24 protein-coding genes are annotated in these 26,225 nt (G+C 69.6%); 13 read left to right on the forward strand and 11 right to left on the reverse strand.

What is annotated here, in order from left to right:
• The first annotated feature begins 48 nt into the window (after positions 1–48).
• The gene (locus EV380_RS00995) at positions 49–1,170 is read left to right on the forward strand and encodes an App1 family protein (protein WP_102160664.1); all 1,122 of its coding nucleotides are present in this window, start codon (positions 49–51) and stop codon (positions 1,168–1,170) included.
• A 36-nt stretch (positions 1,171–1,206) separates the two neighbouring features.
• Positions 1,207–1,671 carry an acyl-CoA thioesterase gene (locus tag EV380_RS01000; RefSeq protein WP_130448721.1) on the forward strand — a complete coding sequence of 155 codons (465 nt, stop codon included), beginning with the start codon at positions 1,207–1,209 and terminating at the stop codon, positions 1,669–1,671.
• Here the strand turns inward: EV380_RS01000 and EV380_RS01005 are convergent, their stop codons facing one another.
• On the reverse strand, positions 1,672–2,103 hold the full coding sequence (locus tag EV380_RS01005; RefSeq protein ID WP_130448723.1) for a hypothetical protein: 432 nt from the start codon (positions 2,101–2,103) through the stop codon (positions 1,672–1,674).
• Positions 2,104–2,421: 318 nt separating this feature from the next.
• Here EV380_RS01005 and EV380_RS01010 point away from each other — a divergent pair, with 318 nt between their 5' ends.
• Positions 2,422–3,279 carry a siderophore-interacting protein gene (locus EV380_RS01010; protein ID WP_130448725.1) on the forward strand — a complete coding sequence of 286 codons (858 nt, stop codon included), beginning with the start codon at positions 2,422–2,424 and terminating at the stop codon, positions 3,277–3,279.
• Between the two features lie 11 nt (positions 3,280–3,290).
• On the opposite strand, the gene EV380_RS01015 is transcribed toward EV380_RS01010, so the two are convergent.
• From EV380_RS01015 to EV380_RS01025, 3 genes are all read right to left on the reverse strand, one after another.
• Entirely contained in the window at positions 3,291–4,289 is a 999-nt protein-coding gene (locus tag EV380_RS01015; protein WP_207219268.1) for an aldo/keto reductase, read from the reverse strand.
• Positions 4,286–7,852: a TM0106 family RecB-like putative nuclease gene (locus EV380_RS01020; RefSeq protein WP_130448727.1), complete on the reverse strand. Its 3,567-nt coding sequence runs from the start codon at positions 7,850–7,852 to the stop codon at positions 4,286–4,288. The genes EV380_RS01015 and EV380_RS01020 overlap by 4 nt, the downstream gene beginning before the upstream one ends.
• An 83-nt stretch (positions 7,853–7,935) precedes the next feature.
• Positions 7,936–8,253 (reverse strand): hypothetical protein, encoded by a 318-nt coding sequence (locus EV380_RS01025; RefSeq protein ID WP_130448729.1) that lies wholly within the window; start codon positions 8,251–8,253, stop codon positions 7,936–7,938.
• A 491-nt stretch (positions 8,254–8,744) separates the two neighbouring features.
• Here EV380_RS01025 and EV380_RS01030 point away from each other — a divergent pair, with 491 nt between their 5' ends.
• A complete protein-coding gene (locus EV380_RS01030) occupies positions 8,745–9,596 on the forward strand; it encodes an MBL fold metallo-hydrolase (protein WP_130448731.1) in 852 nt (283 codons plus the stop codon).
• Complete coding sequence (locus EV380_RS01035; RefSeq protein ID WP_423219037.1) at positions 9,593–10,822, forward strand: MFS transporter; 1,230 nt, start codon at positions 9,593–9,595, stop codon at positions 10,820–10,822. Before EV380_RS01030 ends, EV380_RS01035 begins: the two co-directional genes overlap by 4 nt.
• Here the strand turns inward: EV380_RS01035 and EV380_RS01040 are convergent.
• Positions 10,795–11,697 (reverse strand): phosphatase PAP2 family protein, encoded by a 903-nt coding sequence (locus tag EV380_RS01040; protein ID WP_130448733.1) that lies wholly within the window; start codon positions 11,695–11,697, stop codon positions 10,795–10,797. The two genes, EV380_RS01035 and EV380_RS01040, sit on opposite strands and share 28 nt — an antisense overlap.
• A gap of 60 nt (positions 11,698–11,757) precedes the next feature.
• Here EV380_RS01040 and EV380_RS01045 point away from each other — a divergent pair, with 60 nt between their 5' ends.
• The 3 genes from EV380_RS01045 to menD all read left to right on the forward strand — a co-directional run bounded on the left by EV380_RS01045 (position 11,758) and on the right by menD (position 16,831).
• Positions 11,758–12,771 carry an o-succinylbenzoate synthase gene (locus EV380_RS01045; protein WP_130448735.1) on the forward strand — a complete coding sequence of 338 codons (1,014 nt, stop codon included), beginning with the start codon at positions 11,758–11,760 and terminating at the stop codon, positions 12,769–12,771.
• A 100-nt stretch (positions 12,772–12,871) separates the two neighbouring features.
• The gene (locus EV380_RS01050; protein ID WP_130448737.1) at positions 12,872–14,995 is read left to right on the forward strand and encodes a PhoX family protein; all 2,124 of its coding nucleotides are present in this window, start codon (positions 12,872–12,874) and stop codon (positions 14,993–14,995) included.
• A 138-nt stretch (positions 14,996–15,133) separates the two neighbouring features.
• Positions 15,134–16,831 carry a 2-succinyl-5-enolpyruvyl-6-hydroxy-3-cyclohexene-1-carboxylic-acid synthase gene (menD, locus tag EV380_RS01055; protein WP_130448739.1) on the forward strand — a complete coding sequence of 566 codons (1,698 nt, stop codon included), beginning with the start codon at positions 15,134–15,136 and terminating at the stop codon, positions 16,829–16,831.
• Positions 16,832–16,840: 9 nt separating this feature from the next.
• On the opposite strand, the gene EV380_RS01060 is transcribed toward menD, so the two are convergent.
• From EV380_RS01060 to EV380_RS01075, 4 genes are all read right to left on the reverse strand, one after another.
• The gene (locus EV380_RS01060) at positions 16,841–17,626 is read right to left on the reverse strand and encodes an amino acid ABC transporter ATP-binding protein (protein ID WP_130448741.1); all 786 of its coding nucleotides are present in this window, start codon (positions 17,624–17,626) and stop codon (positions 16,841–16,843) included.
• A gap of 15 nt (positions 17,627–17,641) precedes the next feature.
• Positions 17,642–18,436: an amino acid ABC transporter permease gene (locus EV380_RS01065; protein WP_130448743.1), complete on the reverse strand. Its 795-nt coding sequence runs from the start codon at positions 18,434–18,436 to the stop codon at positions 17,642–17,644.
• A gap of 88 nt (positions 18,437–18,524) precedes the next feature.
• Positions 18,525–19,322 (reverse strand): substrate-binding periplasmic protein, encoded by a 798-nt coding sequence (locus EV380_RS01070; RefSeq protein ID WP_130448745.1) that lies wholly within the window; start codon positions 19,320–19,322, stop codon positions 18,525–18,527.
• Positions 19,323–19,507: 185 nt separating this feature from the next.
• The gene (locus tag EV380_RS01075) at positions 19,508–20,836 is read right to left on the reverse strand and encodes an isochorismate synthase (RefSeq protein ID WP_130448747.1); all 1,329 of its coding nucleotides are present in this window, start codon (positions 20,834–20,836) and stop codon (positions 19,508–19,510) included.
• 136 nt (positions 20,837–20,972) lie between these two features.
• Here EV380_RS01075 and EV380_RS01080 point away from each other — a divergent pair, with 136 nt between their 5' ends.
• From EV380_RS01080 to EV380_RS01090, 3 genes are all read left to right on the forward strand, one after another.
• Positions 20,973–21,743 (forward strand): demethylmenaquinone methyltransferase, encoded by a 771-nt coding sequence (locus tag EV380_RS01080; RefSeq protein WP_102160630.1) that lies wholly within the window; start codon positions 20,973–20,975, stop codon positions 21,741–21,743.
• Positions 21,744–21,876: 133 nt separating this feature from the next.
• Positions 21,877–22,974 carry a polyprenyl synthetase family protein gene (locus tag EV380_RS01085; protein WP_130448749.1) on the forward strand — a complete coding sequence of 366 codons (1,098 nt, stop codon included), beginning with the start codon at positions 21,877–21,879 and terminating at the stop codon, positions 22,972–22,974.
• A gap of 5 nt (positions 22,975–22,979) precedes the next feature.
• A complete protein-coding gene (locus tag EV380_RS01090) occupies positions 22,980–23,366 on the forward strand; it encodes a hypothetical protein (RefSeq protein ID WP_130448751.1) in 387 nt (128 codons plus the stop codon).
• Here EV380_RS01090 and EV380_RS01095 read toward each other — a convergent pair.
• Together EV380_RS01095 and EV380_RS01100 are read right to left on the reverse strand one after the other, a co-directional pair.
• Complete coding sequence (locus tag EV380_RS01095; RefSeq protein WP_130448753.1) at positions 23,356–23,850, reverse strand: HIT family protein; 495 nt, start codon at positions 23,848–23,850, stop codon at positions 23,356–23,358. The genes EV380_RS01090 and EV380_RS01095 overlap by 11 nt on opposite strands.
• Positions 23,851–23,853: 3 nt before the next feature.
• The gene (locus EV380_RS01100; protein ID WP_130448755.1) at positions 23,854–24,288 is read right to left on the reverse strand and encodes an SMI1/KNR4 family protein; all 435 of its coding nucleotides are present in this window, start codon (positions 24,286–24,288) and stop codon (positions 23,854–23,856) included.
• Positions 24,289–24,470: 182 nt separating this feature from the next.
• Here EV380_RS01100 and EV380_RS01105 point away from each other — a divergent pair, with 182 nt between their 5' ends.
• Both EV380_RS01105 and EV380_RS01110 read left to right on the forward strand, forming a co-directional pair.
• On the forward strand, positions 24,471–26,078 hold the full coding sequence (locus tag EV380_RS01105) for a sodium-dependent transporter (protein ID WP_102160618.1): 1,608 nt from the start codon (positions 24,471–24,473) through the stop codon (positions 26,076–26,078).
• A 2-nt stretch (positions 26,079–26,080) separates the two neighbouring features.
• Complete coding sequence (locus EV380_RS01110; protein ID WP_102160616.1) at positions 26,081–26,218, forward strand: methionine/alanine import family NSS transporter small subunit; 138 nt, start codon at positions 26,081–26,083, stop codon at positions 26,216–26,218.
• The last annotated feature ends 7 nt before the right edge of the window (positions 26,219–26,225 follow it).

Genomic DNA, 26,225 nt, shown 5'->3' on the forward strand with positions numbered 1-26,225 from the left:
GCGAGCGGCGGACTCGTGGCGGGCTTGCTGACGTGAAAGACTGAGCCCATGTCCGCAACCAGCAACGCCGGGGATGACTCCCAGCAACGGGACCACGTCGGGTTTCGCCTCGAGAACTCCTGGCACGCCTTCCGCGAACGCCATTCGCGGTCGCGCGGCCACGTCCCGACCGTCACCCCGTTCCGTGGCTACGGGGTCAGCGGGCGCGTGGACGCGTCCTCGTTCCCGACGGTCGCCGCCGATCACGCAGCGGGCGACGACGGCGCGCACGGCTGGGTACGCATCCTCGCCCGCGTGGTGCTCGCCCGCCCGGGCGCCTTCTTCAACGGGCTGCGCCACTCCAAGGTCGTCGCCGATGGCGTGCGCGGCTGGCGCAACTTCATCTCCCCTCCGATCCCCTACGCCGAGGTCGAGGCGCGGGTGGGCGGGAAGACGTTCTACCTCGACGCCGACCGCGGCGGCGTGCTCGACGTGCGCATCGCCGTCGACCTCGAGCCGGGCTGGCACGACGTCGTGCTGATTTCCGAGGGCTCGGAGCCCGCGACCGTGGCCGTACAGGTCATCGATGAGAAGGCCCAGTCCGGGATCATCTGCGACGTCGACGACACGGTCGTCGTCACCGCGCTGCCGCGGCCCCTGCTCGCGGCTTGGAACTCGTTTGTGCTCTCCGAGCACGCCCGCGTCGCGACGCCCGGGATGGCCGTGATGATGGAGCGGCTCGTCTCGAAGGCCCCGGGAGGCCCGGTGCTGTACCTCTCGACCGGCGCCTGGAACGCGGCGGCGACGCTGACCCGCTTCCTCAGCCGCAACCTGTACCCCAAGGGAACCCTCCTGCTCACCGACTGGGGCCCGACCGAGCACCGCTGGTTCCGTTCGGGCATGCAGCACAAGGTCGACGAGCTGCGGCGCCTCGCGGAGGAATTCCCCGCGGTGCGCTGGATCCTCATCGGAGACGACGGGCAGCACGACCCCGAGATCTACGCGGAGTTCGCCAAGCGCCACCCCGACCAGGTGCGCGCGATCGTGATCCGCCAGCTCACGCCGTCGGAGGCCGTGCTTGCGGGCGGCCGCTCCGACCACACGGTCAACGCGACGCCCGGGGTGCCGTGGGTCTACGGCCCGGACGGGCACACGATCTGCTCGCAGCTGCGCCGACTCGGCGTCATCTAGGAACGCGGCGCGCCGACGCCGCCGGAAGGGGAGGGCATGACGGGACGCAGACTGACCGTCGAGGTGCCGATGCGGTGGGCCGACATGGACGCCTACGGCCACATCAACAATGTGAACCTCGTGCGCATGATGGAGGAAGCGCGCATCGGCGCCTTCGGCGTGCCCGGGGGGACCGGTCTACCGCGAGTCGACCCCGCCGTCGACCTCTTCTCGAGGGTCGGCGACGACACGCAGACCCTCGTCGTCGAGCACAGGGTCCGCTACGTGCGCCCGCTGGACTATCGCAACGTGCCCGCGATCGTCGACGTCTGGGTCTCCGCGGTCAAACCCGCCACGTTCGAGCTGAGCTACCTGTTTCGCGACCCCGTCGACGGGCACGAGTGCGTGCGCGCGTCCACGACGCTCGCGTTCTTCTCCGCCGTCGACGAGCGGCTGTTGCGGATCCCAGCGGAACACCGCGACGCACTGCGCGAGTTCCTCGGCGACCCGCTCTTCACCTGATCATCCGGCCAGGGCGGTGGCGACGGCGGCCCGCCGGACCGGATCGTCCGCGGGGCGCGGCTGGCACACCGCGAGCGGCCCCGGCGCGACGTTGAGCACCCTGCGCGTTCGCTCGCGGCCGCGTCCGACGCGCGGGCCGATGAGCGCTCGAGCCCCGGGCACCCAGCGGCAAGGCTTGCCGAGGGGCAAGTGGTCGGCGACCTCGGCCAGCTGGTGGTGGTAGACGCTCATCGCCCCTCCGCACGCGAGGAGGACGTCGATCCGGCCGCTCCCCCGGTGCAGGCCCGTGATCGTTGCGCGGACCGTGCTGTGGCGGTGGTTGATGGCGGCCTCGATCACGGCGACGATCGCGAGCGGTGCGAGGTCGTGGCCGGGGTCGGTCGAGCAGCAGGGCGATGCCGCTTCGGAACGGTCGGCGAAGACAAGGGACATGAGAGGTTCCTCCGTTGCTCTTGCCCGGACGCGGTCTGCGCCAGGCCGCTTCGTCATCCGAACCACCCACGAGGGCCCACCGCGGCCGGGACGGCCGGCGGGGACCGGAGACTTCTTCGAGCATGGGGTTGGTGTGCGGCCGGGTCGGAGCCCGTGTCTTGGCCGCCTCTCGTGAAGCTGATCCCACTATAGCCGCATCCCGATTCGCCGCCGGAGCCGGGTCGGATTTGGCACCCGTTTGCAATCGAAATACGCTTAGGGCAACCTAACTCAGGTGTGCTTCAATGGGGCACGAGTCGACGAAGGAGAATCGAACACATGGCTGATCAGCGGCAGACCCGCGGCCCCAAGCCTCAGGTCGTCATGGAGGTCGTCGCCGCGCGCCGGCTCGGCGACCACTTCGTCCGGCTCACGCTCGGCGGCGACGGCTTCGCGTCCTTCCAGGACAAGCCGGCAACCGACAAGTACATCAAGCTGCTCTTCGCGGATCCGGCGCTCGAGCTGACCCCGCCGTACGACATGCAGGAGCTCGCCACCCGGCTGGCGCCGGAGCAGATGCCCGTCCGACGCACGTACACGGTTCGCCGCGTCGACCACGCCGCCGGCACGATCGACGTCGACTTCGTCATCCATGGCGACGAGGGCCTCGCGGGCCCGTGGGCCGCGAACGCGGCGCCCGGAGACGTAGTCTGCTTCATGGGCCCGGGCGGCATGTACGCCCCGGATCCCGAGGCGGACTGGCACCTGCTGGTGGGAGACGAATCGGCGTTGCCGGCGATCTCGACGGCGCTCGAGGCCATGGACCCCGCCGCCCGTGGCGAGGCCTACCTCGAGGTCGCCTCGGCGGAGGACGAGCTCGAGCTCGACGCCCCTGCCGGGATCCGCGTGCACTGGCTGCACCGCGGTGCGGCGTTCACGCCGCAGACCACGGAACTCGTCGGAGCCGTCGTGGAGGGCGACTGGCACGCCGGCGACGTCCAGGTCTTCGCGCATGGCGAGCGGGAGTCGATGAAGCAGCTGCGCGCCCACCTGACCGACGTCCGCGGGGTCGATCGCAAGCGCATGTCCCTCTCGGCGTACTGGGCGTACGGCCGCGCCGAGGACGCCTTCCAGGCGGAGAAGCGCGAGCCCGTGGGCCAGATCTTCCCGGAGGACGAGGCCGCGCCGGCGAAGTAGCCGGCTGTTGTTCAGCCGGCGAAGACCTCGGAGTCGACGCTGGACAGCTGGCCTTCCGTGTAGCGGGCACCGTGGACCGTCGTCTGGTCGATGATCGCCGAGCACGCCGCGACGGTCTCGGCGTCGAGCACGACGTCGTCGGCCCCGCTGTTCTCGAGCAGGTGGGCGCGCTTCGCGGTGCCCGGGATGGAGAGCACGTGCTCGCCCTGGGCGTGCACCCAGGCGAGCGCGAGCTGCGCGAGTGAAATGCCGACGGCCTCGGCGACGGGCCGCAGGGCGTCGACGAGGCGCAGGTTCTGCGGGTAATTCTCGGACGTGAAACGCGGCATGAAGCTGCGGATGTCGGACTCGGGCAGCTCCCACGGGCGTTCGAGTGTGCCGGCGAGTAGGGCGCGGGAGAGCGGGGAGAAGGCGACGAAGGCCGTCCCGTTCGCCCGGCAGGCCTCGATCATGCCCAGCTCCGGGTTGCGCGTCGCGAGCGAGTATTCGTTCTGAACGGCGGCGACGTGGTGCACGGTTTCGGCGCGCTGGAGCGTCGCAACGGAGACCTCGGAGAGTCCGATCGAGCGGATCTTGCCCTCGGACACCAGCTCACCCAGCGCTCCGACACTCTCCTCGATCGGGATTTTCCGGTCGAGCCGGTGCAGGTAGTAGAGGTCGATGGTCTCGGTGCCGAGGCGCCGCAACGAGGCCTCGGCCTGGCGTTTGATCGACGCGGGCTCGCCGTCGATCACGGTCTCGCCGCGTTCGTTCCGCCGCAATCCGCACTTGCTGGCGAGGAAGATCTCGTCCCGGCGGTTGCCCAGCGCCTCGCCGAGAAGTTCCTCGCTGGCCCCGTGCCCGTACAGCGTCGCGGTGTCGAAGTGATCGACGCCGCTATCCAACGCCGCCCGGAACAGGGCCACTGCGTCGTCCCGGCTGGGGAACGACGAGTAGCCGTGGGTGACGTTCATGCAACCCAAGCCGGTGGGCCGCACGCGGGCGTGGGCGAGTGCGCGTTGTTGGCTCATGCGTTCTGTTCTAGCACGACGGCGGCCGTCGGGCTGAGTTGGAGGAAGGCCCCGAGCTCGACCATCGCCTCCGGGGTGGTCGGCATGAAGCCGGTCAGCTCTGGGGACCGGACGATGACCGCCCGCCACATACCGCGCGAGACGGCGACGTTGAGCCGGTTCCGGTTGAGCAGGAACTCCATCCCGCGCGGCGCGTCGGCCGCGGATGAACACGCCATCGACACGATCACGACGGGAGCCTCCTGGCCCTGGAACTTGTCGACGGTGCCGACCCGCACCCCGGGCAGATCCGCCGCGGCGAGCCGCTCGCGCAGCATCGCGACCTGGGCGTTGTAGGCGGCGACCACGAGGATGTCCTCCGTTGCCAGATGGCGGGCCGGCTCGTCGGGACGGTCCTGCCACAGCAGGCCGAGGTGCCTGCGGATCTGGTCGACGACGACATCGGCCTCCTCGGCGGAGGAGACGGTGTTGGCCTCGTGGTCGACGAGGACGGTCTCGACGCCGGGCGCCACGCCGTCGAGGTGTCGCTCGGAACCCGCGGGGGCGGAGGCGAGCTGGCCGTCGTAGCTCAGGCGGGACACGGCGGCGCAGAGTGCCGGGTGCATGCGCCAGGAATCGGCGAGGAAGTACCCGAACTCTGGCGGCAGGGTGGGGTGCCCGGCGGAGAGCCAGCCGAGGGCGGACGTGTCGACGGGCACGGGGTGGGTGCCCTGGGTGACCTGCGGCAGCTGCTGCGGGTCGCCGAGCAGGAGCAGGTTCTTCGCCGCCTGCCCGACGGCCAGCGTGTTCGCAAGGGAGAACTGGCCGGCCTCGTCGATGACGAGGAGGTCGAGACCGCCGCGAGGCACTGAGCTCCCCGTCATGGTCCAGGCGGTGCCGCCGATCAGGCAGCCCCCCGGTTCGGCGAGCAGCGCGGTGATTCGCTTGGGGTCGGTGTGTTCCCACGGAACCAGGGCCGCCGGGTCCTTCGGCTTCTTCGCCACCCGTCCCGGGTCCACCCCGGCGTCGATCGCCTTGGCCAGCATCCCGTCCACGGTCACGTGGCCCTGCGAAACAACGCCGATCTTCCACCCGCGCTCGACGAGGGCGGCGATGACGTGCGAACCGAGGTACGTCTTGCCGGTCCCGGGCGGGCCCTGGACGGCGAGGTAGGAGTCCCGCAGGCTCAGGACCGCCGCGGTGACGGCGCTGATGTAGTCGTGCCCGCGGACGGTCGGAGCCGCTTCCGGCAGGGGAGCACCGCCGGCGAGGCGCGGCGGGGTGCGCGTGAGGATGTCGAGGGCTGCCGTGCCCGGGAGCGCGGGCAGGGCGGCGCCGACGTCGCGGGCGACCTCCGCGAGGGCCTCCTCGATCGACGCTGTGCGGATCGGCTGGTCGGGTGTCAGGGCCATCGGCAGCGCCCCGTGAGGCTCCCGCCCGGACTTGGTCTTTTCGGTGCAGGTCAGGGTCACGGAGCCGTCGGCGTGGCGGAGGACCTCGTCCACACGCAGGCCGAAGGCGCCACCGCGGGCGCCGGCGTCGTACGGCTGTCCCGGATCCGCGAGCTCGGCCGGGGCGGGCGCGGCGTACATCGCGAACCACGTCGAGCCGGGCCGCAGGTCCGAGCCCTCGGCCGCGGCCCCGCGCAGACTCAGCCGGCGCGCGAAAGTGCGCTTGCGCGGTGGCTTCTCCCAGTCCTCGAGCACGCGGGCCGAATTCACGACGACGACGTCGCGGGTGTCCTGCCATGTCATCGGGTCGGTTTCGAGCCGGTCGAAGTGCCCCCACCAGTACTGCTTGCGCTCGCGCCGGTGGAATCCGGTCGCCGCGGCGACCATGGCGACGGCCTGCTGTCGGGGGTCGAGCACGGCGTCTCGCGGCAGCTGCGCCAGGTAGTCCGCGAGGCGCAGCTCCTCGGCGGTGGGCTCGGCGTCCGGTTCCCCGGGAGCCGCGGTGGATTCCGGGACGTCCGCGGCGCCCTCGGCGGACGGCGCACGGTCTGCGAGGGTGAGCAGCCAGTCGCGCAGCCGCAGGGTGGAGACGCAGTCGTACTCGTTGTAGGCGCGGATGGACTCGAGCACCCCGGCCGCGCCGTCGCGGTCGCCCGCGTCGCGGGCCGCGGTGTAGTGGGCGTAGGCGACGACGGAGGCGCCGGCGTTGGTGACGTCCCCGACGCGGTGCTCGTCACCCATGTAAAACGGCTCGAGCCGCTTGATCGAGTACGAGTCGGCGCTGATGCGCAGCGAGCCGTGCACCGTCTCGAGCAGGTCGACGAGCAGGCCCGTGCGCAGCCACTCGTCGATCGTGTCCTCGCACGTCCCGTGCCGTGCGGCGAGGTTGCGCAGCGCCGTCTTCTCATAGGCGGCGTAGTGGTAGATCCGCAGGCCGGGGAAGCGGCGCCGCCGGTCCTCGACGTAGGCGACGAAGTCCAGAAACGCCCGGCGTTCCTCACTCCGGCTGTGCGCCCAGAAGGGGCGGAAGACTGGCGCGGCGCCGTCGTCCTCGATCACGCCGAAGAGGTACTCGAGGCCCCACGAGCCGTCCGTTCCGTCCTGGAACATGGGGTCGCCTTCGAAGTCGAAGAAGAGGTCACCGGTATCGGGCGCGGGCAGGCGCCCGATCGTGTGCTGCTCGAGCACTCGGTAGCGCAGGGTCTCGTCGCCGGGGGCGTGCCCGTCCCCCTGATCGGCACCGGACTGCATGCGCGCCTGCTCGCGCAGCCGCTCCACCGGGCCGGGCAGCCGGTCGCCGCCGAACGCGTGATCGCCGAGCTGTGCTAGGTTCGCGACGGTTTCGACGCCGGCGGCGCGCAGCTTTTTGCGCAGGGGCAGCGACATGCGCGCGACGAGCAGCAGATCGTCGCGCGCCTCGGCCTCGAGCCGGCAGTAGTCGCACCGGCCGCACGCGGAGACACCCGGCTGGTCCCACTCGACGGGTGCGTCGCGGCGCAAGTGCTCCTCGACAAGCGCGAGGAAGCGCGCGCGGCGCTCGCGGAGGACGGACATCAGTGGCCCGAGCGGGTGCACCGAGTGTTCGCCGTCGCCGAGCACCAGCACGGCCTCATCCGCGGGGGTGAGGCCCGCGGCGACGAGCTGGTCCCCGTACGCGGCGATCTGCAGCAGTGCGGTCGCCTTGGCGTGGCGCGCCAGCTTGGTGTCCCACACCGCGTAGCGGCCGTCGTCGTTCTTGACCAGGAAGTCGGCGTAGCCGACGAAGGATCCGTCCCAGAAGGTGCCCTGAAAGACGACGTCGGCGCCGGATCCCAGCGCGTCCAGCGTCTCCCGCCGCCGCGCATCGAGCACGGTGGGGGAGGTGTCGCCGGGGCTGGGCAGCTCGAGGACGCCACCCGTGCCGCCGGGCTCCCAGCGTCCGTACTCGTCGACGAGCGAGGCGAGCACTCGGTGCTCGTGTTCGTCGCCGAGCGCGGCGGCGCGCTCGAGCATCTCGTCCCGTTCGACGGCGGGAGCGGGGCGCCGGCCCAGCTTGTCGTCGAGCGTGACGAGGGTGGCGTACTCGCAGGCACTGGCCGTGACCAGGTCGCTGGCGGAGTAGACGAGCCGTCCCGAGGCGGACGAGAAGAACATCGGACCCCCGTGTCTTGTGTGTGGTGGTCCGAACCTTACGCGCCGGCACCCGCTGATTGGCAGTCCCGGGCGTCAGGCGCAGGTCAGCGCGTCTCGCGCGTCTTCTTCCGCCCGCCGAAGATCATCGAGGCGAGAGCCGTGGCGCCCGTGACGGCGAAGACCGCGGGCCGGGCGCCGATCTTCTTGGCCAGCGGGTGCGAGAGTCCGAAGGCTGCGACGTACGTCCCGGTGAGCGCGGCGGCACGGGCGGTGCCGGCGTCGCGCTGCCATACGGTGAAGGCCGCGACGCCGCAGGCGGCGAGGACGGTGCCGCCGGCTTGGCGGTCGCCCGTCTCGCTGGCGACTTTGTAGCCCATGAGCAGTCCGGCCTTCACGAGGCCCGTGGAAATAATGCGTGACATGGCAACTCCTTGACGAGGAACGTTCTGACACCCAGCATAGGCGGCCTCGCCGGAACGCCGGGACTTAAAAACTGCTGGCGGCCCGAGTTCTCGATTCCCACCCTTCGCGGCCCCGCCGTTGTGGGGGACTCGTTGCGAAGGTGGGGCGACCACGGGGTACCAAGCCCATGGCCGCAGAGAGGCTCGAACCGCCAGCATCACCACTTACCAAGCAAGATTTAGCCTAGCCTTACCTGATTAAGATGTAAAGCCCTTTCGTAATTCTTTGTCGTCGAGTAGTCTGGCGGGGAACGATACCGGCATCGGGCGGCTCGCCAGGCCCGCGGTGTTGTGTCGTCAAATGGAGAGCACCGCCGGCCGGCGGGCGGCGGGAGATGGACCCGCGGCCCGCCGGCCGTCGTCGTTCGGCGCGTGTGGCGTCATGACAGCGCGCCATGTGTCCGAAGCGTTAGGCTGGAACTCAAGGATTTCAGCGCGGCGGAAGGACAACGATGACTCAGGGGCCCACGGAATCGAGTTGGGAGCGCGTCGGCGATCGGACGTATGTTCTGACGCTGCCGGCGTTCAAGGCGAATATCGGGCTTGTCATCGGCGATGAGAAGGCCGTCGTCATCGACACCGGAGCCGGTCCGGGTGAGGCCGCGACCATCCACGCCGCCGTTCGTGAGATCACGGACCTTCCCCTCGTTGCCGTCAACACCCACGCGCACGCGGACCACTTCTTCGGCAACGCGTACTTCGCGGCGCACGGCGTCGAGGACATCTGGGCCCACGCGGCCGCCGTCGAGGCGATGGAGGCGACCGGCGAGAAGCAGCGTGCGCTCGTCGCCGGCAGCGAGCCGGACATGGCCGCCGCCGCGGGCGAGCACACCGAGCTGCGCCTGCCGAATTGCACCGTGGCTGACGAACCCGTCGATCTCGACCTCGGCGGATACACAGTCACGCTCTTCCACCTCGGCCGCGGTCACACCGCCGGCGATCTGCTCATCGGCTCGGGCAATGTGCTCTTCGCCGGTGACCTCGTCGAAGAGGGCACGCACCCCGAGTTCGAGGACTCCTACCCGTACGAGTGGCGCAAGACCCTGGGCAAGATGATCGCCATCGACGAGCTCTATTCGGTGGTCGTCCCGGGCCACGGCCGCGTCGTCGACCAGGACTACGTGCGCTCGCAGCTGCGCAACCTCCGCCAGGCGATCCGGATGTGCAACACGGCCATCCACGAGGCCTCCGTGGACTACACCAAGGCCGTCCCGGTCCTGCCGTACGGGCCAACCCAGTCACGCCATCTCATCCTGCGACTCAAAGCGACGGAGACTCCCGCGGACACCATCATGCCGCACTGACCCCCGTGCCGGGCACGGGTGGTTTCGGTCTCCGCGACCTCGGACTGAGGGTCTACGGGCCGTCCCTGTTGTACGCCCTGGGGCTCGGCGCGATCATGCCAGTCATCGCGCTGAGCGCGCTCGACGCCGGCGCGAGCGTCTCGGCCTCCGCACTCGTCGTCACGCTCGTGGGCGTGGGCTCACTCGTGATGAACGTGCCCGCGGCTCTGCTGACGTCCCGGTTCGGCGAGCGGGTGTCGATGATCGTTGCCGCCGCGGTGGCCGCCGTCGCCATGGTCGCCGCCATCGTGTCACCGAATCTGTGGGTGCTTTCGAGCGCCGTCCTGCTCGTCGGTATGGCCGGCTCCGTGTTCAATCTGGCCCGCCAGAGCTACCTCGCCGAGGCCGTCCCCGCCTACTTCCGCGCCCGCGCCATGTCGACGCTCGGTGGCACCCTGCGCATCGGGGCGTTCGTGGGGCCGTTCCTGTCGGCTGCCGTGATGGTTCCGCTCGGCCTCGCCGGAGCCTACTGGGTGGGTTTCGTTGCGATGGCCGGTGCCGCCGTCGTCGGGTTCGCCGTTCCCGACCTGCCGGCACGCGCCGGGGGAACCGGCACGACGACGGTGGTCCGCGCCGCTTCTGGCGCGCCGGCGGGTGCGCCGCGGCCGGAGTCGATGCGCCGGATCGCGCGCGAGCACGCGCGCACGTACGCGACGGTCGGGATCGGAGTGTTCGTGCTCGCTGCGGTGCGCGCCACGCGCAACGTCGTGCTGCCGCTCTGGTCCGACCACCTCGGCCTCGACGCGACGATGGCCGCCGTCGTCTACGGCATCTCGGCGGCGGTCGACGTGATCGTCTTCTACCCTGCGGGGCACGTGATGGACCGGTTCGGCCGGATCTACTCGGCGGTGCCGTGCCTGCTGCTACTCGGCGTCGCGCTGGCGCTGCTGCCGTTGGCGGCCGATGTGCAGGCGCTGGCGTGGGTCGGCGCGCTCATGGGGTTCGGCAACGGGCTCGGCACGGGGATCGTCATGACGCTCGGCGCCGACTACGCGCCCGCCCATGCACGGCCCCAGTTCCTGGGCATCTGGCGCCTGCTGACGGACGCGGGCATGATGGCCGGTCCCGTCGCGCTTTCCGCCGTGACGGCGGTCGCGACTCTCGGGGCGGGCATCTTCGTCGTCGCCGCGGCCGCTTTCGTCGGCACGGGCGTTTTCGCCTACTTCCTGCCGCGCTCGCGCGATTGATACATGAAGACCTCGTTCATCAGCCCGAACAAGGTCAGTGCGGCGCCGCCGATCATGAGGACGCCCCCGCCGAGGAAGCCGAGCAGCAGCCGGTAGTTCTCACCCGTCTCGACCGGCGGGAGCACGGCGAACAGCACGATGGACGCCGCGAGGGCCAGCAGCCCCGGCACGTGCATCGCGGCGCGCCAGCCGCGTGCCGCGCCCCAGAAGCGCAGCGTCCGCCACCGGTTCCAGCGCGGAACGGCCAGCGTGAGAACCCAGCCGGTGACCAGCGAGAACCAGAGGACGATCAGGAACGCGCCGACGATATCAGCCGGACGGTGCCATCCGAGGACGAGCGTCGCGGCTCCGGCCAGCGCCGCGTAGACGCCGCCCAGGCACGCGATGAGGGGCCGCCACCGCGGGGTGACCATGCAGAAGATCGCCACCATGGAGGCGGTTGCGAGGGTCGTGTGCCCCGAGGGGAAGGAATTGATCGTCGCCGCGGAGATGCCCATGTCCGGGCGGTCGAGGATCACATGCTTGAGGATCTGGGTGCACAGGACGGCAGCGCCCATCCCCGCCAGCGTGATCAGCGGGGCGGCCACCGAGCGGTGCACGACCGCCGAGACCAGCAGGGCGATCGACCCCAGCAGGGCCGAGATCTGCGGCAGCTTGCCCAAGAAGACCATGGCCGGCTCGCGGGCGATGTCCTGCTGCTCGAGGTACCGGTGCGCGCCGAGGAGCGCGTTCTCGTCAATCTGCTGCCCCACGGGGCTGAGAATAAAGAACGCGTAGACGGCGGCGAACGCGGCACCGGCGAAGACCAGCGCCACCAACCAACCCAACGGCCTGGCGATGCGGGCGTCATCGCGGACCTGACTGACGTGATTCATCGACCTCAGCATGCCACGAGTTCAACCCGTATCGCGGTAGCGGCCGATAGAGTGTGGGGCATGCCTCAGGAGAAGCCGAGCCCCGCGCAGCCGCTCCCGGAGCTGTCGGAGGTGCTGGCCGCAGCGCACGTCGTGACCCTGCCGCTGAAGGTCCGCTTCCGCGGCGTCACTCACCGCGAGGCGGTGATCCTGCGCGGCCCCGCCGGTGATTCCGAGTTCTCCCCGTTCCTCGAGTACGGCGACCCCGAGGCCGCCGCGTGGCTGCGCTGTGCGCTCGAGGCGGGCTGGTCCGGCTTCCCGGAGCCCGTGCGCGCCGCCGTCCCCGTCAACGCGACCGTGCCCGCGGTCGCAACCGCCGACGTCGCCTCCGTGCTCGGGCGCTACGACGCCGCACACACCGTCAAGGTCAAGGTGGCCGAGCGCGGGCAGAGCCTGCACGACGACGTCGCCCGCGTCGCCGAGGTGCGGCGCCTGCTGCCGTCGGCGCACCTGCGCATCGACGCCAACGGAGGGTGGGATCACGACGAGGCGCTCGCCGCGCTCGAGGCGCTGGCCGAATTCACGCTGCAGTACGCCGAGCAGCCGGTCCCCGGAGTCGAGCCGCTGGCCGAGCTGCGCGTGGAACTGCAACGGCGACAACTGCCGGTGCTGATCGCTGCCGATGAGGCTGTGCGCAAGGAAGACGATCCGCTGCGCGTGGCACGCATCGGCGCCGCCGATCTGATCGTCATCAAGGCTCAGCCACTCGGGGGAGTGACGCGGGCGCTGCGGATCGTCGCGGACGCGGGGCTGCCCGCCGTCGTCAGCTCCGCCTTGGACACGTCGGTGGGGACGCGGGCCGGCGCGGCGCTCGCAGCCGCGCTTCCCGAACTGCCGTATGCGTGCGGCCTCGCAACCGTCTCCCTCTTCGGCGGCGACGTCGTCGCCGATCCCTACGTCGCGCGGGGCGGGGAGCTGGACCTGCGCCGCGTGGCGGCGGACCCGGATCTGCTGCGGCTCCACGCGGCTCCACCGGAGCGGGTCGCGTGGTGGCTGGAGCGACTGCGGCGGTGTCATGAACTGTTGGTGAATTGATCGGGGGCTGCGGTTCATGTCGCGGTGACCTGCGCTTATCTTGAAGATGCGACCTTGGGCTGGCCACCAATCACCAAGCATCTCTGAGAAGGACCACCGAATGAGCCTCCCCCGCAACTTCCTCCAGCTCCTGCCGATGGCCGGTCACACGCGTGGCAACCGTGACGCCATGACCTGCCACTTCAAGTGCGGCGACGCCTGCGCCCAGGCCGTCTGCAACACCAGTTCCAACTCCTACTTCCGGGACATCGCCGACAAGGCCATGTCCCGCCGCGCCGCGCTCGGGCTCGGCGGCGTCGCCGCTGCGGCCGTCGTCGTCGGCCCGCAGATCGCGAACGCGCCGTCGGCCTCCGCTGACTTCGGCGGCTTCGGGAAGGGCGGCGGCAAGCTGTCGTTCAACGCCATCGACCCGGTGGAGCGCACGGTCGACACCGTGACCGTTCCCGAGGGGTACGACTGGGCGCCCATCATCCGCTGGGGCGACCCGCTCTTCCACGACGCTCCCGTCTTCGACGGCGCCAACCAGACGGCGGCTGCGCAGGAGCAGCAGTTCGGGTACAACAACGACTACCTGAACATCCTGGCCGATCGCGGCAACGGACGGACCGGCGTGCTGGTCTGCAACCACGAGTACACCAACGAGTACATGATGTTCGACCCGGCCTGGCAGGCGGAGAACGCGGACGAGGCCCGCCGCATCGCCTGGGCTGCCCACGGCTTCTCCGTTGTGGAGCTGAAGCGCGCCAAGGCGGGACAGAAGTGGGAGTACGTCGTCGGCGGCGCCCGCAACCGTCGCATCACGGCCACCACGCCGTTCCGCCTGGACGGACCCGCGGCCGGTTCCGACCTCGTCAAGACCGTTGCGGATCCCGAGGGGCTGACCGTCCTGGGCACCAACAACAACTGCGCCGGCGGCACCACCCCGTGGGGCACGATCATCTCCGGCGAGGAGAACTTCAACCAGTACTTCCAGGGCCGCGGCACGGCCGAGGAGGCCCGCTACGGCATCGGCACCGGCGCGCCCAGCCGCGGCTGGGAGAAGCTGGACCCCCGGTTCAGCGCGCAGAACCCCGGGTACGAGAACGAGACCAACCGCTTCGGCTACATCGTCGAGATCGACCCGCAGGATCCGACGTCGACGCCCGTCAAGCACACCGCCCTGGGCCGTTTCAAGCACGAGGGGGCGAACATCAACATCGCCGCCGACGGTCGCGTCGTCGCCTACTCGGGTGACGACGAGCGCTTCGACTACGTCTACAAGTTCATCTCCAAGGGCAAATACCGCGAGGGCGACAAGGCCCACAACATGACGCTGCTCTCCGAGGGCGACCTGTACGTTGCGAAGTTCAGCGAGACCAGCGCCGCCGAGATCGACGGCTCCGGCGCGGTCCCGTCCGACGGCGCGTTCGACGGCGGCGGCGAATGGCTTCCGCTCGTCAAGAACGGCACGTCCCGCATCGCGGGGATGAGCGTCGCGGAGGTGCTCGTCTACACCCGGCTCGCGGCCGACAAGGCCGGCGCCACCAAGATGGACCGCCCGGAGGACGTCGAGCCGAACCCGGCGACGGGCAAGCTCTACATCGCGCTGACCAACAACTCCAATCGCGGCAAGGCAGGAAACGCACCCGCTGACGAGGCGAACCCGGTCAACGGCAACCGAGACGGCCACATCATCGAGCTGACCGAGCGTGGCAACGACGCAGCCGCGCTGACGTTCGACTGGAACATCCTGCTCGTCGCCGGCGACCCGGCCGTCAGCGACACGACCTACTTCTCGGGCTTCCCGCCCGAGAAGGTCTCGCCCATCTCCTGCCCGGACAATCTGGCCTTCGACTCGCGGGGCAACCTCTGGATCTCGACGGACGGCGCCCCGGGCAAGATCGGCTACTGTGACGCGATCCACAAGGTGCAGCTCACGGGGCCGGAGCGCGGAAAGGTCGAGCAGTTCCTGGCCGTCCCGGCCGGCGCCGAGGCCTGCGGCCCCGTCATCCACGACCGCGAAGACTCGGTCTTCGTCGCCGTCCAGCACCCGGGCGAGGGTGGAACGTACGCCGAGCCGTACTCGCTGTTCCCGGACTTCAAGGCCTCCCGCGAGGACGTCCGCGCCGGCGAGTTCTACGGGCCGCGCCCGTCGGTCGTGCAGGTGTTCAGCACGCGCGGGAATAAGGGCGTGGGGCACGCCAAGCGCGCTGCGAAGGCCAAGTCGCTGCCGCGCAAGAAGTAGCCGCCCGGCCATCCGGCTGGCGTACGGGTCCGCACGGACGCCGGCGCGGGCGGGTAGCGGCCCCGCACTGGTCACCACGACCGGTGCGGGGCCGCGCCCGTTCCCGGGCTCGGTGCCGGCCCGCCTAGGATTGGAGCCATGGAACCGGACCGTCCCGCCCCGCCAGCAGCCGTCGATTCGATGGCGGCGGCCCGTGCCGTCCTCGACACGCTGCGCGCCGCCGGCGTGGTTCACCTGGTGCTCTCACCCGGCTCGCGCAGCGCGCCCCTCGCCTACGCGGCCGCGGAGGCAGAGGCTGCGGGCCTGCTGACCGTGCACGTGCGCATCGACGAGCGCGACGCCGGCTTCACCGCCCTGGGATTGTCCCTCGCCTCGGGTGCGCCGGCGGCCGTCGCGACGACCTCGGGCACTGCGGTGGGCGAGCTGCTGCCGGCCGTGATGGAGGCCAACCATGCGGCCGTGCCGCTCATCGTGCTCTCGGCCGACCGGCCAGCCGAGTTGCATGGAACGGGCGCCAACCAGACCACACAGCAGGCCGGCCTCTTCGGAGCGCACGTGCGCACCGCCGTCGTCGTGCCGGCAGGCCAGGACCCGCGCGGTCCCGTGCAGCGGGCGGCCGCGACGGCGCTGGGTGCGCCGCGCGGTCCGGTCCAGATCGATCTCGAGTTTCGAGACCCGCTCACCCCCGAGCCCGGGGAATCGATGCGGGTGCCCACTCCGAGCGATGCTCCCTCCACTGCGGGGGAGGGCGCGACGCGTCACGATGTCGCGGTGTCACGGGGGGGCCCGGCCCGCCGCACCGTGGTCATCGCCGGGCACGACGCCGGCAGTCTGGCCGCCCGCTTCGCCGAGGCGCACGGGCTGCCGTTGCTCGCGGAGCCGAGCTCCAACGCGCGCTCGGGCCCGCACGCGATCGGCCCGTACCGGCTGCTGATCGGGCACTTCTCCGGCGCGGCGGAGCCGATCGAGGCCGTCGTGGTGTTCGGCCGGCCGACGCTGAGCCGCCCGGTCGCGCGGCTGCTCGGCGACCCGGCGGTCCCCGCGGCACTGTACGCGCCCGGGCCGGTCGCGTGGTTCGAACCGGGGCGGCGGCGCGAGCGGATCGTCGCGGACCTGCGCGGCCTCTCCGAGTTCGCCGGGACGGCGCCGCCGGGTTGGCTGCAGGCGTGGCGCGACGCGGCCGGAGTCGCCGCACGCGTCATCGCGGGCGACCTCGAGGACGGGGGCCTCACCGGGCTGGGACTGGCGCGCGCGGTCTGGGCGGCTGATGGCGGCCCGCTCGTGATCGGCTCCTCCAATGCGGTGCGCGACGCCGACCTCTGGGCGGACCCGGCGGCGGTCACCGCTGGTCGTCGCGTCTTCGCCAATCGCGGCCTCGCCGGGATCGACGGCACGCTCGCGACCGCCACCGGCGTCGCGATCGCCTCGGGGGAGCGGACCACGCTCCTCGTTGGCGACGTGACCTTCCTGCACGACGTCGGCGGCCTCCATCTGGGCGCGGGCGAGGCGGAACCGGACCTGGACGTCGTGGTGCTCAACGACGCCGGTGGTGCGATTTTCTCCACCCTGGAGCACGGCGCGGTCGACGAGGCGCGCGCGTACGGCGACGCGGTCGAGCGGTTCTTCGCGACCCCGCACGGGGTCGATCTGGCGGCCATCGCGGCCGCCTACGGCGTCGCCTACGTACCCGTTCGCACGACGGCGGAGCTCGCCGCGGTGCTGTCGGCGCCGCGGGGCGCCGGGCGGCGCATTATCGACGTCTTGATGTCCCGGAAAGACGTCAGGGCCCGTGCTCAGCGGATCGCGGCCGCCGTCGCACGGGCCCTGGCCGTGTGAGCGTGCAGGCTACTCGTCGACCTCGACGTGGGTCGGGTCGAGCACGCGCTTGAGGAAGTCCTGCATGCGCGGTGTCTGCGGGTTGTTGATGACTTGGGCGGCCGGTCCGGATTCGACGACGACGCCGCCGTCCATGAAGACGACCCGGTCGGCCACGTCGCGCGCGAATGCCATCTCGTGGGTCACGACCAGCATGGTCATGCCGTCCTTGGCCAGGTTGCGCATGATGGACAGGACCTCACCGACGGTCTCCGGGTCGAGGGCCGAGGTGGGCTCGTCGAAGAGCATCAGCTTCGGGTCCATGGAGAGGGCACGCGCGATCGCCACACGCTGCTGCTGACCGCCCGAGAGCTGATCCGGGTAGCGGTCGGCCAAATGCCCGAGCGCGACCTTCGTCAGGTTCTTGTGCGCGATCGCCTCGGCTTCTGACTTCTTGCGTTTGAGGACCTTGAGCTGCGCGACGGTGCAGTTCTCCAACACCGTCAGGTGTGGGAACAAGTTGAACTGCTGGAACACCATGCCCACGTGCCGGCGCATCTCGTCGACGTCGACATCGGGATCCGTCACGTCGTACCCGCCCACGTCGATCCGCCCGCCGTTGGGCTTCTCCAGCAGGTTCACACAGCGCAGGAGCGTCGACTTGCCCGAGCCCGACGGGCCGATGAGGCACACGACCTGACCGGGTTCGACCTCGAGGTCGATTCCCTGGAGGACCTCGACCGGGCCGTAGGACTTGCGCAGCCCGTCGATGACGACGCCGGCGGCCTGGAACTGCTTGTCGATGGTTTCGTTCATGATTCCTCCTCGTTCCTAGCGCTTCGTCCGGGCGGAACGGGACTCGAACTTCCGCGAGAGTTGGCTCAGCGGCAGGGTGATGATCAGGTACATTGCGCCCGCGACGACGAGGGGCGTGATGCCGGCACCGAACTGGGTGATGCCGTCGCGTCCGAACTTCGTCAGGTCGTAGTAGCTTGCGGCGAGCCCGATCACGTAGATCAGCGAGGTGTCCTTCGTGACCAGGATGAACTCGTTGGTCAAGGGCGGCAGCACGATCTTGAAGGCCTGCGGGATGATGATGGTGAGCATGGCCCGCCAGCCGGGCATGCCGAGTGAGCGGGCGGCTTCGTACTGCCCGCGCGGCACGGCCTGCAGTCCGGCGCGCAGGGTCTCGGCGATGTAAGCGGCCGCGACGAGGCCGAGGGAGACCATGACCACAATCAGGACGGGCCAGCTGGTTCCCGGGAAGGCCGCGGGAACACCGAGGCCGAAGGTGATGAACACCAGCAGTGCGGGGATGCCGCGGAAGAACTCGATGTAGCCGGTGGCGATCCAGCGATAGGGGGCGAAGCTCGCCATTTTCATGAGGGCCAGGAGCAGTCCGAGGACGAGTCCGAAGGCGAAGGACACCAGCGTGTAGACGATGGTGTTCTTCAAGCCGATCAGAATGACCGACGGGAACATGCCGGCGATCGCCGGGAAGTCGAAGAATGCGCGAACCGTGGCGGTCCAGTCGATGGTGAAGATGAGGACCAGCAGGACGGCAGCGAAGATGCCGATCTGGATGATCTTGCTGGTTTTGGCGCGCTGACGGGCGGTCATCGCCATGGGAATGCCTTTCGATCGTGGCGTGGGGGTTCGCACCTGCTACTGCAGGCGCGAACCCCCACGCCGATAGAACTCGTTGTTCGCGGAATTACTCGGTCTCGCCGAACCACTTGGCCTTGAGCTCGTCCATCTCCCCGGAATCGGTCAAACGCTGGAGAGTTCCGTTGACTGCCTCGAGCATCGCGGCGTCGCCCTTCTCGATCGAGACGCCGAGCTCTTCGCCGGTCGCGAAGTCCTCGACACGGCTGATGTCGGCCTCGTCCTTGATGCCGTAGCCGAGCACGGACGCGTTGCCGAGGGCGGCGTCCACGGTGCCGGACTTGAGGGCCTGCAGCAGCAGGCCGGTGCTTTCGAAGCCGACGGGGGAGATGCCATTCTCCTCGGCGTACTTCTTTCCGGTGGTGCCGTCCTGGACCCCGACCTTCTTGTCCTTGGCGCTGTCGAGGTCCGTGACGTCGCTGCCGGAGGCGGCGATGAGGGTCAGGTCATCGGCCATGTAGGGGTCGGAGAAGTCCATATTGCCCTTGCGCTCCTCCGTGATGGAGATGGAGGAGATGGAGATATCGCACTTGCCGAACGACAGTCCGGACTGGATCGACTCGAAGGAATCGGCGATGATCTCGCGTTCGAGTCCGAGATCCGCAGCGATTTCAGTGGCGATATCCATATCGAAGCCGACGATGTCGCCGTTCTCATCCGTGAACTCGAACGGCTCGTAGGGAATCTCCGAGCAGACCGTCAGTTGACCTTCGCTGACGAGGGAGAGGCCCGTTTCCCCGCCCTCCGAGGGATCTGCGTCGGACCCGCCTGAGGAACATGCGGTCAGTGCCAGGCCAGCAGCCGCGAGGACGGCGAGGCTCTTCAGAGTGCGAGGAGAGGTCTTCATGAGTGTGATGTCTTTCGTCGGTGCTGGGGAGAGCGGCGGGTCTCGCCGATCATGGCATTCTATAGCGGCGGTCACAGTAGGGCCGTGCAATAAACTGCCTCCAGTAGAGCATAGACGTGATCTAGTTCACTGTGAAGGGTTAAAAGTTTTCTATTTGGAAAACTCCCTATTTCGGGCTCGTCTCGCTAGAGGTTCAGAGCCTCACGCATCGGGCGCATCTTCGCCCACGATTCGGCCAGCTCGGCGTCCGGTTCCGACGCGCTGACGATGCCGCAACCGGCGAAGAGCCGCACGCGGGTGGGGGATTCGACGACGCCGCCGCGCAGCGCGATCCCAAATTCGCCGTTGCCGTCGGTGTCGACCCAGCCGACCGGGCCCGCGTACGGGCCCCGGTCCATGCCCTCCAACTCGCGGATCGCTGCCGCGGCCGCAGGGGTCGGCGTCCCGCACACGGCGGCCGTGGGGTGCAGGACCTCGGCGAGATCCAGCGCGGTCGGCGTGCGGCCGTCGTAGGACGGGTTCAGGTGGGCCTCGACGTCCGAGGCGAGGTGCCAGACGTTCGGCAGCTGCAGGACGAAGGGTTCGGCGGGCGCGACCATCTGAGACACGAGCGGTCCGAGCTCGGCCGTGAGCGAGTCGATCGCGAGCTGGTGCTCGTGCCGCTGCTTCTCGTCGCCGGCGAGCACGCGCCGCGGGTACTCGGGGTCCGCGGGCGCCGAGCGGCGGTCGAGGGTGCCGGCGAGCACGCGGGCCGTCGCCGTCGCGCCCTCGACGCTGACCAGCATCTCCGGCGTCGCGCCGATAAGGCCGTCCACGCTGTAGGTCCAGCAGTCGCCGTAGCGCATCGCGAGCTCGCGCAGCACCTGCGCGACGGCGATCGGCGAGTCGAGGTCGGCGACCGCATCGCGGGCCAGGACCAGTTTGGTCAGCTCGCCCGACTCGATCGCGCGCACGCCGGCGGTAACGGCCGTGCGAAAGTCCTCTTCGCTGACGACGCCGGGGCCCAGCGAACCGCCGCTCGAGAGCTCGCTCTCCTCGTCGACGGCGTCGAGCTCCGCCGCGAGCTCCTCCTCGGCGGCCTGCAGGCTCAGTTCCTCGGCGGGGTCGGCGCTGATGATCGTCAGCCAGCTCGTCTCGCCGCGGCGTCCGACGACGAGGCGCGGCACGATCATCGTGGAGACCCAGTGGCTGGTTTCGTCGAACGCGAACGAGGCGAAAGCCTGCGCGCCCGTGCCGGGTATCCCGATCGGGTTGGCGGACTCGACTGACTGCGCGACGGCGGACCACCACGCGCGCGCCCGCGCGAACCGGTCGGCGCCACGCGCGCTGAAGCGGGCGACTTCGCCGAAACCGACCTTGCCGTCGCCGCGGCGGCCCCACACGAGCGAATCGCCCCTCACGACGTAGTCGAGGAGCCCGCCGTCGGCCATCGCGGGGCGTTCGAACGTGACGCTGCGCAGGGTGGGGGCGTGCCGCTGTTCATCGGGCAGCGCGGCAGACAGAACATGGGTCATGGTGCCCCAAGCCTACTTCAGAGTTTCGATGCGCCCGGGCGCGGCGGGGGTGCCGCCGTCGTACCGCGAGGGGCCCGCAGGGCCCGGGAAGACGGGCCGTTTCCTGCTGGCCGACAGTTTTGCGACAATGTAGAACGTGAGCCGAGCAACGCTGCAGAAGCGCCCTGATGAAGTACAAGCCATGTTCGACGACGTGGCCCCGCGCTACGACCTCGTCAATGACATCCTCTCCCTCGGGCAGGATCGCCGCTGGCGCAAGATCGTCGTGGAGGCCGTCGGCGCCGAACCGGGCCAACGCGTGCTCGACCTCGCCGCGGGCACGGGCACCTCGTCGGAGCCCTACGCCGACGCCGGCGTGCACGTCGTGGCGTGCGACTTCTCCCTGGGCATGCTCCAGGTCGGCAAGCGCCGCCGCCCCGACATCGATTTCGTCGCCGGCGACGCGACGAACCTGCCCTTCGCCGATGAGACCTTCGACGCCGTGACGATTAGTTTCGGCCTGCGCAACGTCTCCGACCCGGAGCTGGCGCTGCGCGAGATGGCGCGTGTGACGAAGCCGGGCGGCACGCTCGTGGTGTGCGAGTTCTCGCACCCGACGTTCGCGCCCTTCCGCACTGTCTACACGGAGTACCTGATGAAGGCGCTGCCGGCGATCGCGGAGAAGGTCTCCTCCAACCCGGAGTCCTATGTCTACCTCGCCGAATCCATCCGCGCCTGGCCCGATCAGGACCGGCTCGCCTCGTGGATCGAGCAGGCCGGATGGCGCGATTGCCGCTACCGGAATCTCAGCGGCGGGATCGTCGCGGTGCACCGCGCCGTCAAGCCGGGCACGACGGCGGCCGATCCGGAGCGCGCGGCCCGCGCCTCCGCGTTCCTGCGCCGCCGCGCCTCCCGCAGGAGCTACTGAACCGTTCCGGCCCCGCCGCGAAGCGGGCGGATGGCCGCAAGGTCCGCCGATACGACTACAGTGGAGGACGGTGGCGACCCCGACGGGCGGCGCCACCGAAGCCACCAGACTCACATCCCGAGGCAGCAAACACGTGACTGAAGCTCAGAGCAACTGGACCTCCGCCGGGCACTCGGTGCCGACGGAGCTGGACCTGCACCCGGAGACGGCCGCGCTGGCCGCGACCATCAAGCTGCCCGCCGGGTTCCGCGCCGTTGCGGAGGACCCGGATTTCGGCCCCGCGATCTCCCAGGGCATGGCCCGCGTCGAGAAGCTGCTGCGCGACGCCGTCGCCAACTCGGATCCGCTCATCGATGCGACGAGCCGCCACCTCGTCGAGGCCGGAGGCAAGCGCATCCGTCCGCTGCTGGTCATCCTGTCCTCGCTGCTGGGGGAGGGGGTGAACGACGACGTCGTCAAGGCCGCCGCGGTCTGCGAGCTTACGCACCTGGCGACGCTCTACCACGACGACGTCATGGACTCCGCGCCCTACCGCCGCGGCGCACCGACCGCGCACGAGGTGTGGGGCAACTCCGTGGCCATCCTCGCGGGCGACCTGATCTTCGCGCGCGCCTCGATCACCGGCGCCGAGCTCGGCCCGGAGGCCGTGAAGATCCAGTCGCGCACGTTCGAGCGCCTGTGCCTCGGCCAGCTGCACGAGACCATCGGACCCCGCGAGGGCGACGACCCCCGCGAGCACTACCTGCAGGTCATCGCGGACAAGACGGCGTCGCTGCTCTCGGCGTCGGGCCGCTTCGGCGCGATGTTCGGGGGCGTGGACAGCGCCGTCGAGATCATGGCCGAGTACGGTGAGCGGGTCGGCGTGGCCTTCCAGCTCGCCGACGACGTCATCGACCTCACCGGCGGCACGGCCAGCTCCGGCAAGACGCCGGGCACGGACCTGCGCGAGGGAGTGCCGACGATGCCCGTGCTGCTGTTGCGCGAGGCCGCCGCGGCGGGCGACGATGCCGCCGTCGCCGCGCTCGAACTCGTCGACGGTGACCTGACGAGCGACGAGGCGCTGGCGGCCGCCGTGGCGGCCGTCGCGGCGCACCCGGCGACGCAGCAGGCGTGGGACGTCGCCCATGAATGGGCCGGCAAGGCGGTCGAGGCGCTCGCGCCACTGCCCGAAGGCACCGTCAAGGCCTCCCTGGCCGCCTTCGCCGACGCGGTCGTCACCCGCGAAGTCTGAGCCTCGTGGAAACGGTGCTGCCCGCCGGCTGCGGCAACGCGCCGCGGGTCTTCGTCGTCGCCGACATCGTGTCGGCCTGGGCCCGGAACGACGACGCGGCGCTGGCCGGGCTGTCCGCCGAAACGGCGCTGTGGACCGTCGTCGGGGCGGACCCGGGCGCCGGGTCGTTGGCTGCTCGCATCCGCCCGGACGAGGCCGTGCAACGGCTCGAACTGGACGACATCATCACCCACGGCCGGCTGGCCAGCTGCACGGGCCGGCTCGTCATCGCGGGCGGGGACGGCGAGCTGCGATGCGTCGAGTTCTCCCACCACGTCCGATTCCGGAGCGCGGGCAGGACCGCACCGCTCGTTGCCGTGCGGACCTTTCTCGCCGAGGGCGTCAGCCGCTGAAGTCCAGCCGGTCCAGCGCTGCCGACAGCTCGCGGGCCTTGCGGGCGCGTTCCTCGACCGGCACGCGGTGGCGCAGCTGGCGGTAGAGCATGTCGTCGCCGTAGCGCGGGAACACGTGCTGGTGGTAGTGCCAGACGTGCTGGTTGCCCGAGGGCTCGTTGTGCTGCCGGGTGGAGGTGCCCTCCGGATCCCAGGCGAGTTTCATCGCGAGCGCGGTGGCCCGGGTCGCGCGCATGACCGCCGCGCCGACGTCGTCGTGCAGGTCGTAGAGCGACTCGAGGTGATCGACCGGGATGACCATCGCGTGCCCGCCGTAGGGGCCGAAACCGTCGCACGCCATGATGACGGCGACCAGAGAGTCACGGTAGACGAGATCCGTGAGAGCGCAGAGATTGGACGGCGAGATGATCTCGCCGGCGAGCAGCTCGCAGAACGGACACTCGTAGCCCGCGGGGGCGTGCGATTCCCAGAACTGCTGCGGCACGGCTCAGCTGTCGAGCTCGGGCTCGAGCTCCTCGAAGACCCAGTCGAACATGTCGAGGACGTACTCGCTGAACGTCCCCTCCTCGCTGCGCCATGCGCTGCGGCGGTTGTTGCGGCGGTAGACGATCGGGTCCGGAACGTCGAGCTGGTCGACACGCATGCCCCAGACGTATTTCTCCTCCTCGTCTTCCATGAAGAGGAGGTAGCCGTCGTCGTACTCGAGCTCCTCGGGATCCCAGAAGTAGTGGTAGGCCTCCATGAGGTCTTCGCAGCCGCCGAGGGAGAGGTAGAACTCGCGCAGAACAAGGGGGATCTCGACGCCGGCCTCCTGAAGGGCCTCGTCGAGTTCGGCAGGGGTCAGGCCGTCCTCGGCCACCCACTGGTCATCGAGGTACTTGGGGACCAGGGAGCGGAACTTGTCCACGAACATCTCTGCCATACCTAGATCCTATCCGGAAATCGAGGGCCGTCGGACCGGCGCACGCGCCAAATATTGCGCGCGAGAACGTGCACCGAATAGGTGATTGTAGAGGTCACCGCCCAGAGCGTTGTAGAAATGTGACGCTTCTTAAAGTGAAATGTTTATGTGAGGCGTCGCACTCGCGTCTAGCGTTGAGAGGTATGAGCACTGCACCTAGCCACCGCGGCCAATCTAAAGCCGCCGTGCGCGAGACGTTTTCCTCGCGCAAGCTGTTTATCCTCTCCGCCATCGGATCGGCGGTCGGACTGGGTAATATCTGGCGTTTCCCCTACGTCGCGTTCGAAAACGGCGGAGGCGCCTTCCTGATCCCGTACCTGGCAGCCCTGCTGTCCGCGGGCATCCCGCTGCTGTTCCTCGACTACGCGATCGGCCACAAGTTCCGTGGCTCCGCACCTCTCGCCTACCGGCGCATGAGTCGCCCCGCTGAGTTCCTCGGCTGGTGGCAGGTCCTCATGTGCTTCATCATCGCCGTCTACTACGCCGTCATCATCGGCTGGGCCGGCATGTACGCCTGGTTCTCCATCCGGCAGTCGTGGGGCGACGACGCCGAGGGCTTCTTCTTCAGTGAGTTCCTCGAAATCGGTGATCCGGGAGTCTCGACGTCCTACGTACCGCAGGTCCTGTGGCCGCTGATCGCCGTCTGGCTCATCGCGATCGTGATCCTCGTTGCCGGCGTTCGCCGCGGCATCGCCCGCGCCAACGGCATCTTCATGCCGCTGCTCGTGGTGATGTTCGTGCTGCTGGTCATTTCCTCGCTGTTCTTGCCCGGCGCCGTCGACGGCCTGAACGCCTTCTTCACGCCGAACTGGGAGGCGCTGGCCAACCCGGCGGTGTGGGCGGCCGCGTACGGCCACATCTTCTTCTCGCTGTCGATCGCTTTCGGCATCATGATCACGTACTCGTCCTACCTGAAGCGCAAGACGGACCTGACCGGCTCCGGCATGGTCGTCGCGTTCGCCAACTCGGGCTTCGAAATCCTGGCCGGCATCGGCGTCTTCGCAGCGCTGGGCTTCATGGCCGCGGCCGCGGGGTCCACCGTCGACGAATCCGCTTCCGCGGGCATCGGGCTCGCATTCATCGCCTTCCCGACGATCATCTCGGAGGCACCGTTCGGCTCCGTGCTGGGCATCCTGTTCTTCGGCTCGCTCGTCTTCGCCGGACTGACGTCGCTGACGTCGATCGTCGAGGTCATCATCTCCGCGGTCAAGGACAAGATGGGCTGGGCGCGCCGGACGTCGGCACTCGTGGTCACGATCCCGATGGCGTTGATCTCTATCCTGTTGTTCGCGAGTTCGACGGGCCTGTACGTGCTCGACATCGCCGACGCATTCGTGAACCAGTTCGGCATCCTCTTCGGCGCATTCATCGCGACGGTCCTCGTCGCCTGGGTGTTCCGCAAGCTGCCGATCCTTTCCGACCACCTCAACCTGTACGGGTCGGTCAAGATGCGCCGGGTCTGGATGCTGCTGATCGGCGTCGTCTGCCCCGTCGTCCTCGGCTACATCTCCATCCAGGCGTTCAACACGTTCCTGTCGGAGCCGTACGAGGGCTACCCGGCGTGGATGCTTAATACCTTCGGCTGGGGCATGGCCGCGGGCATCGTCATCCTGGCGCTGATCATCACGATGCTGCCGTGGAGCAGGAAGTCCTTGCTGCACGACGATCCGGAGTACGTCGCCATCAAGGCGCACGAGGACCAGCTGACCGGGAGCCTCCCGGTGGCTGACCAGAGCAAGAAGGAGGACTAGACATGACCGCGACAGCGATCATCATGATGATCATCGCCCTGCTCACCGTCTGGGGCGGACTGGCCCTGGCATTGGCGAACCTCAGCCGGCACCCCGAGGCGGAGGAAGACCTCCCCACCGGAGCCGCACCCGAGCTCTAACTCGCCG

It is taken from the genome of Zhihengliuella halotolerans, assembly GCF_004217565.1.
Lineage (GTDB): Bacteria > Actinomycetota > Actinomycetes > Actinomycetales > Micrococcaceae > Zhihengliuella > Zhihengliuella halotolerans.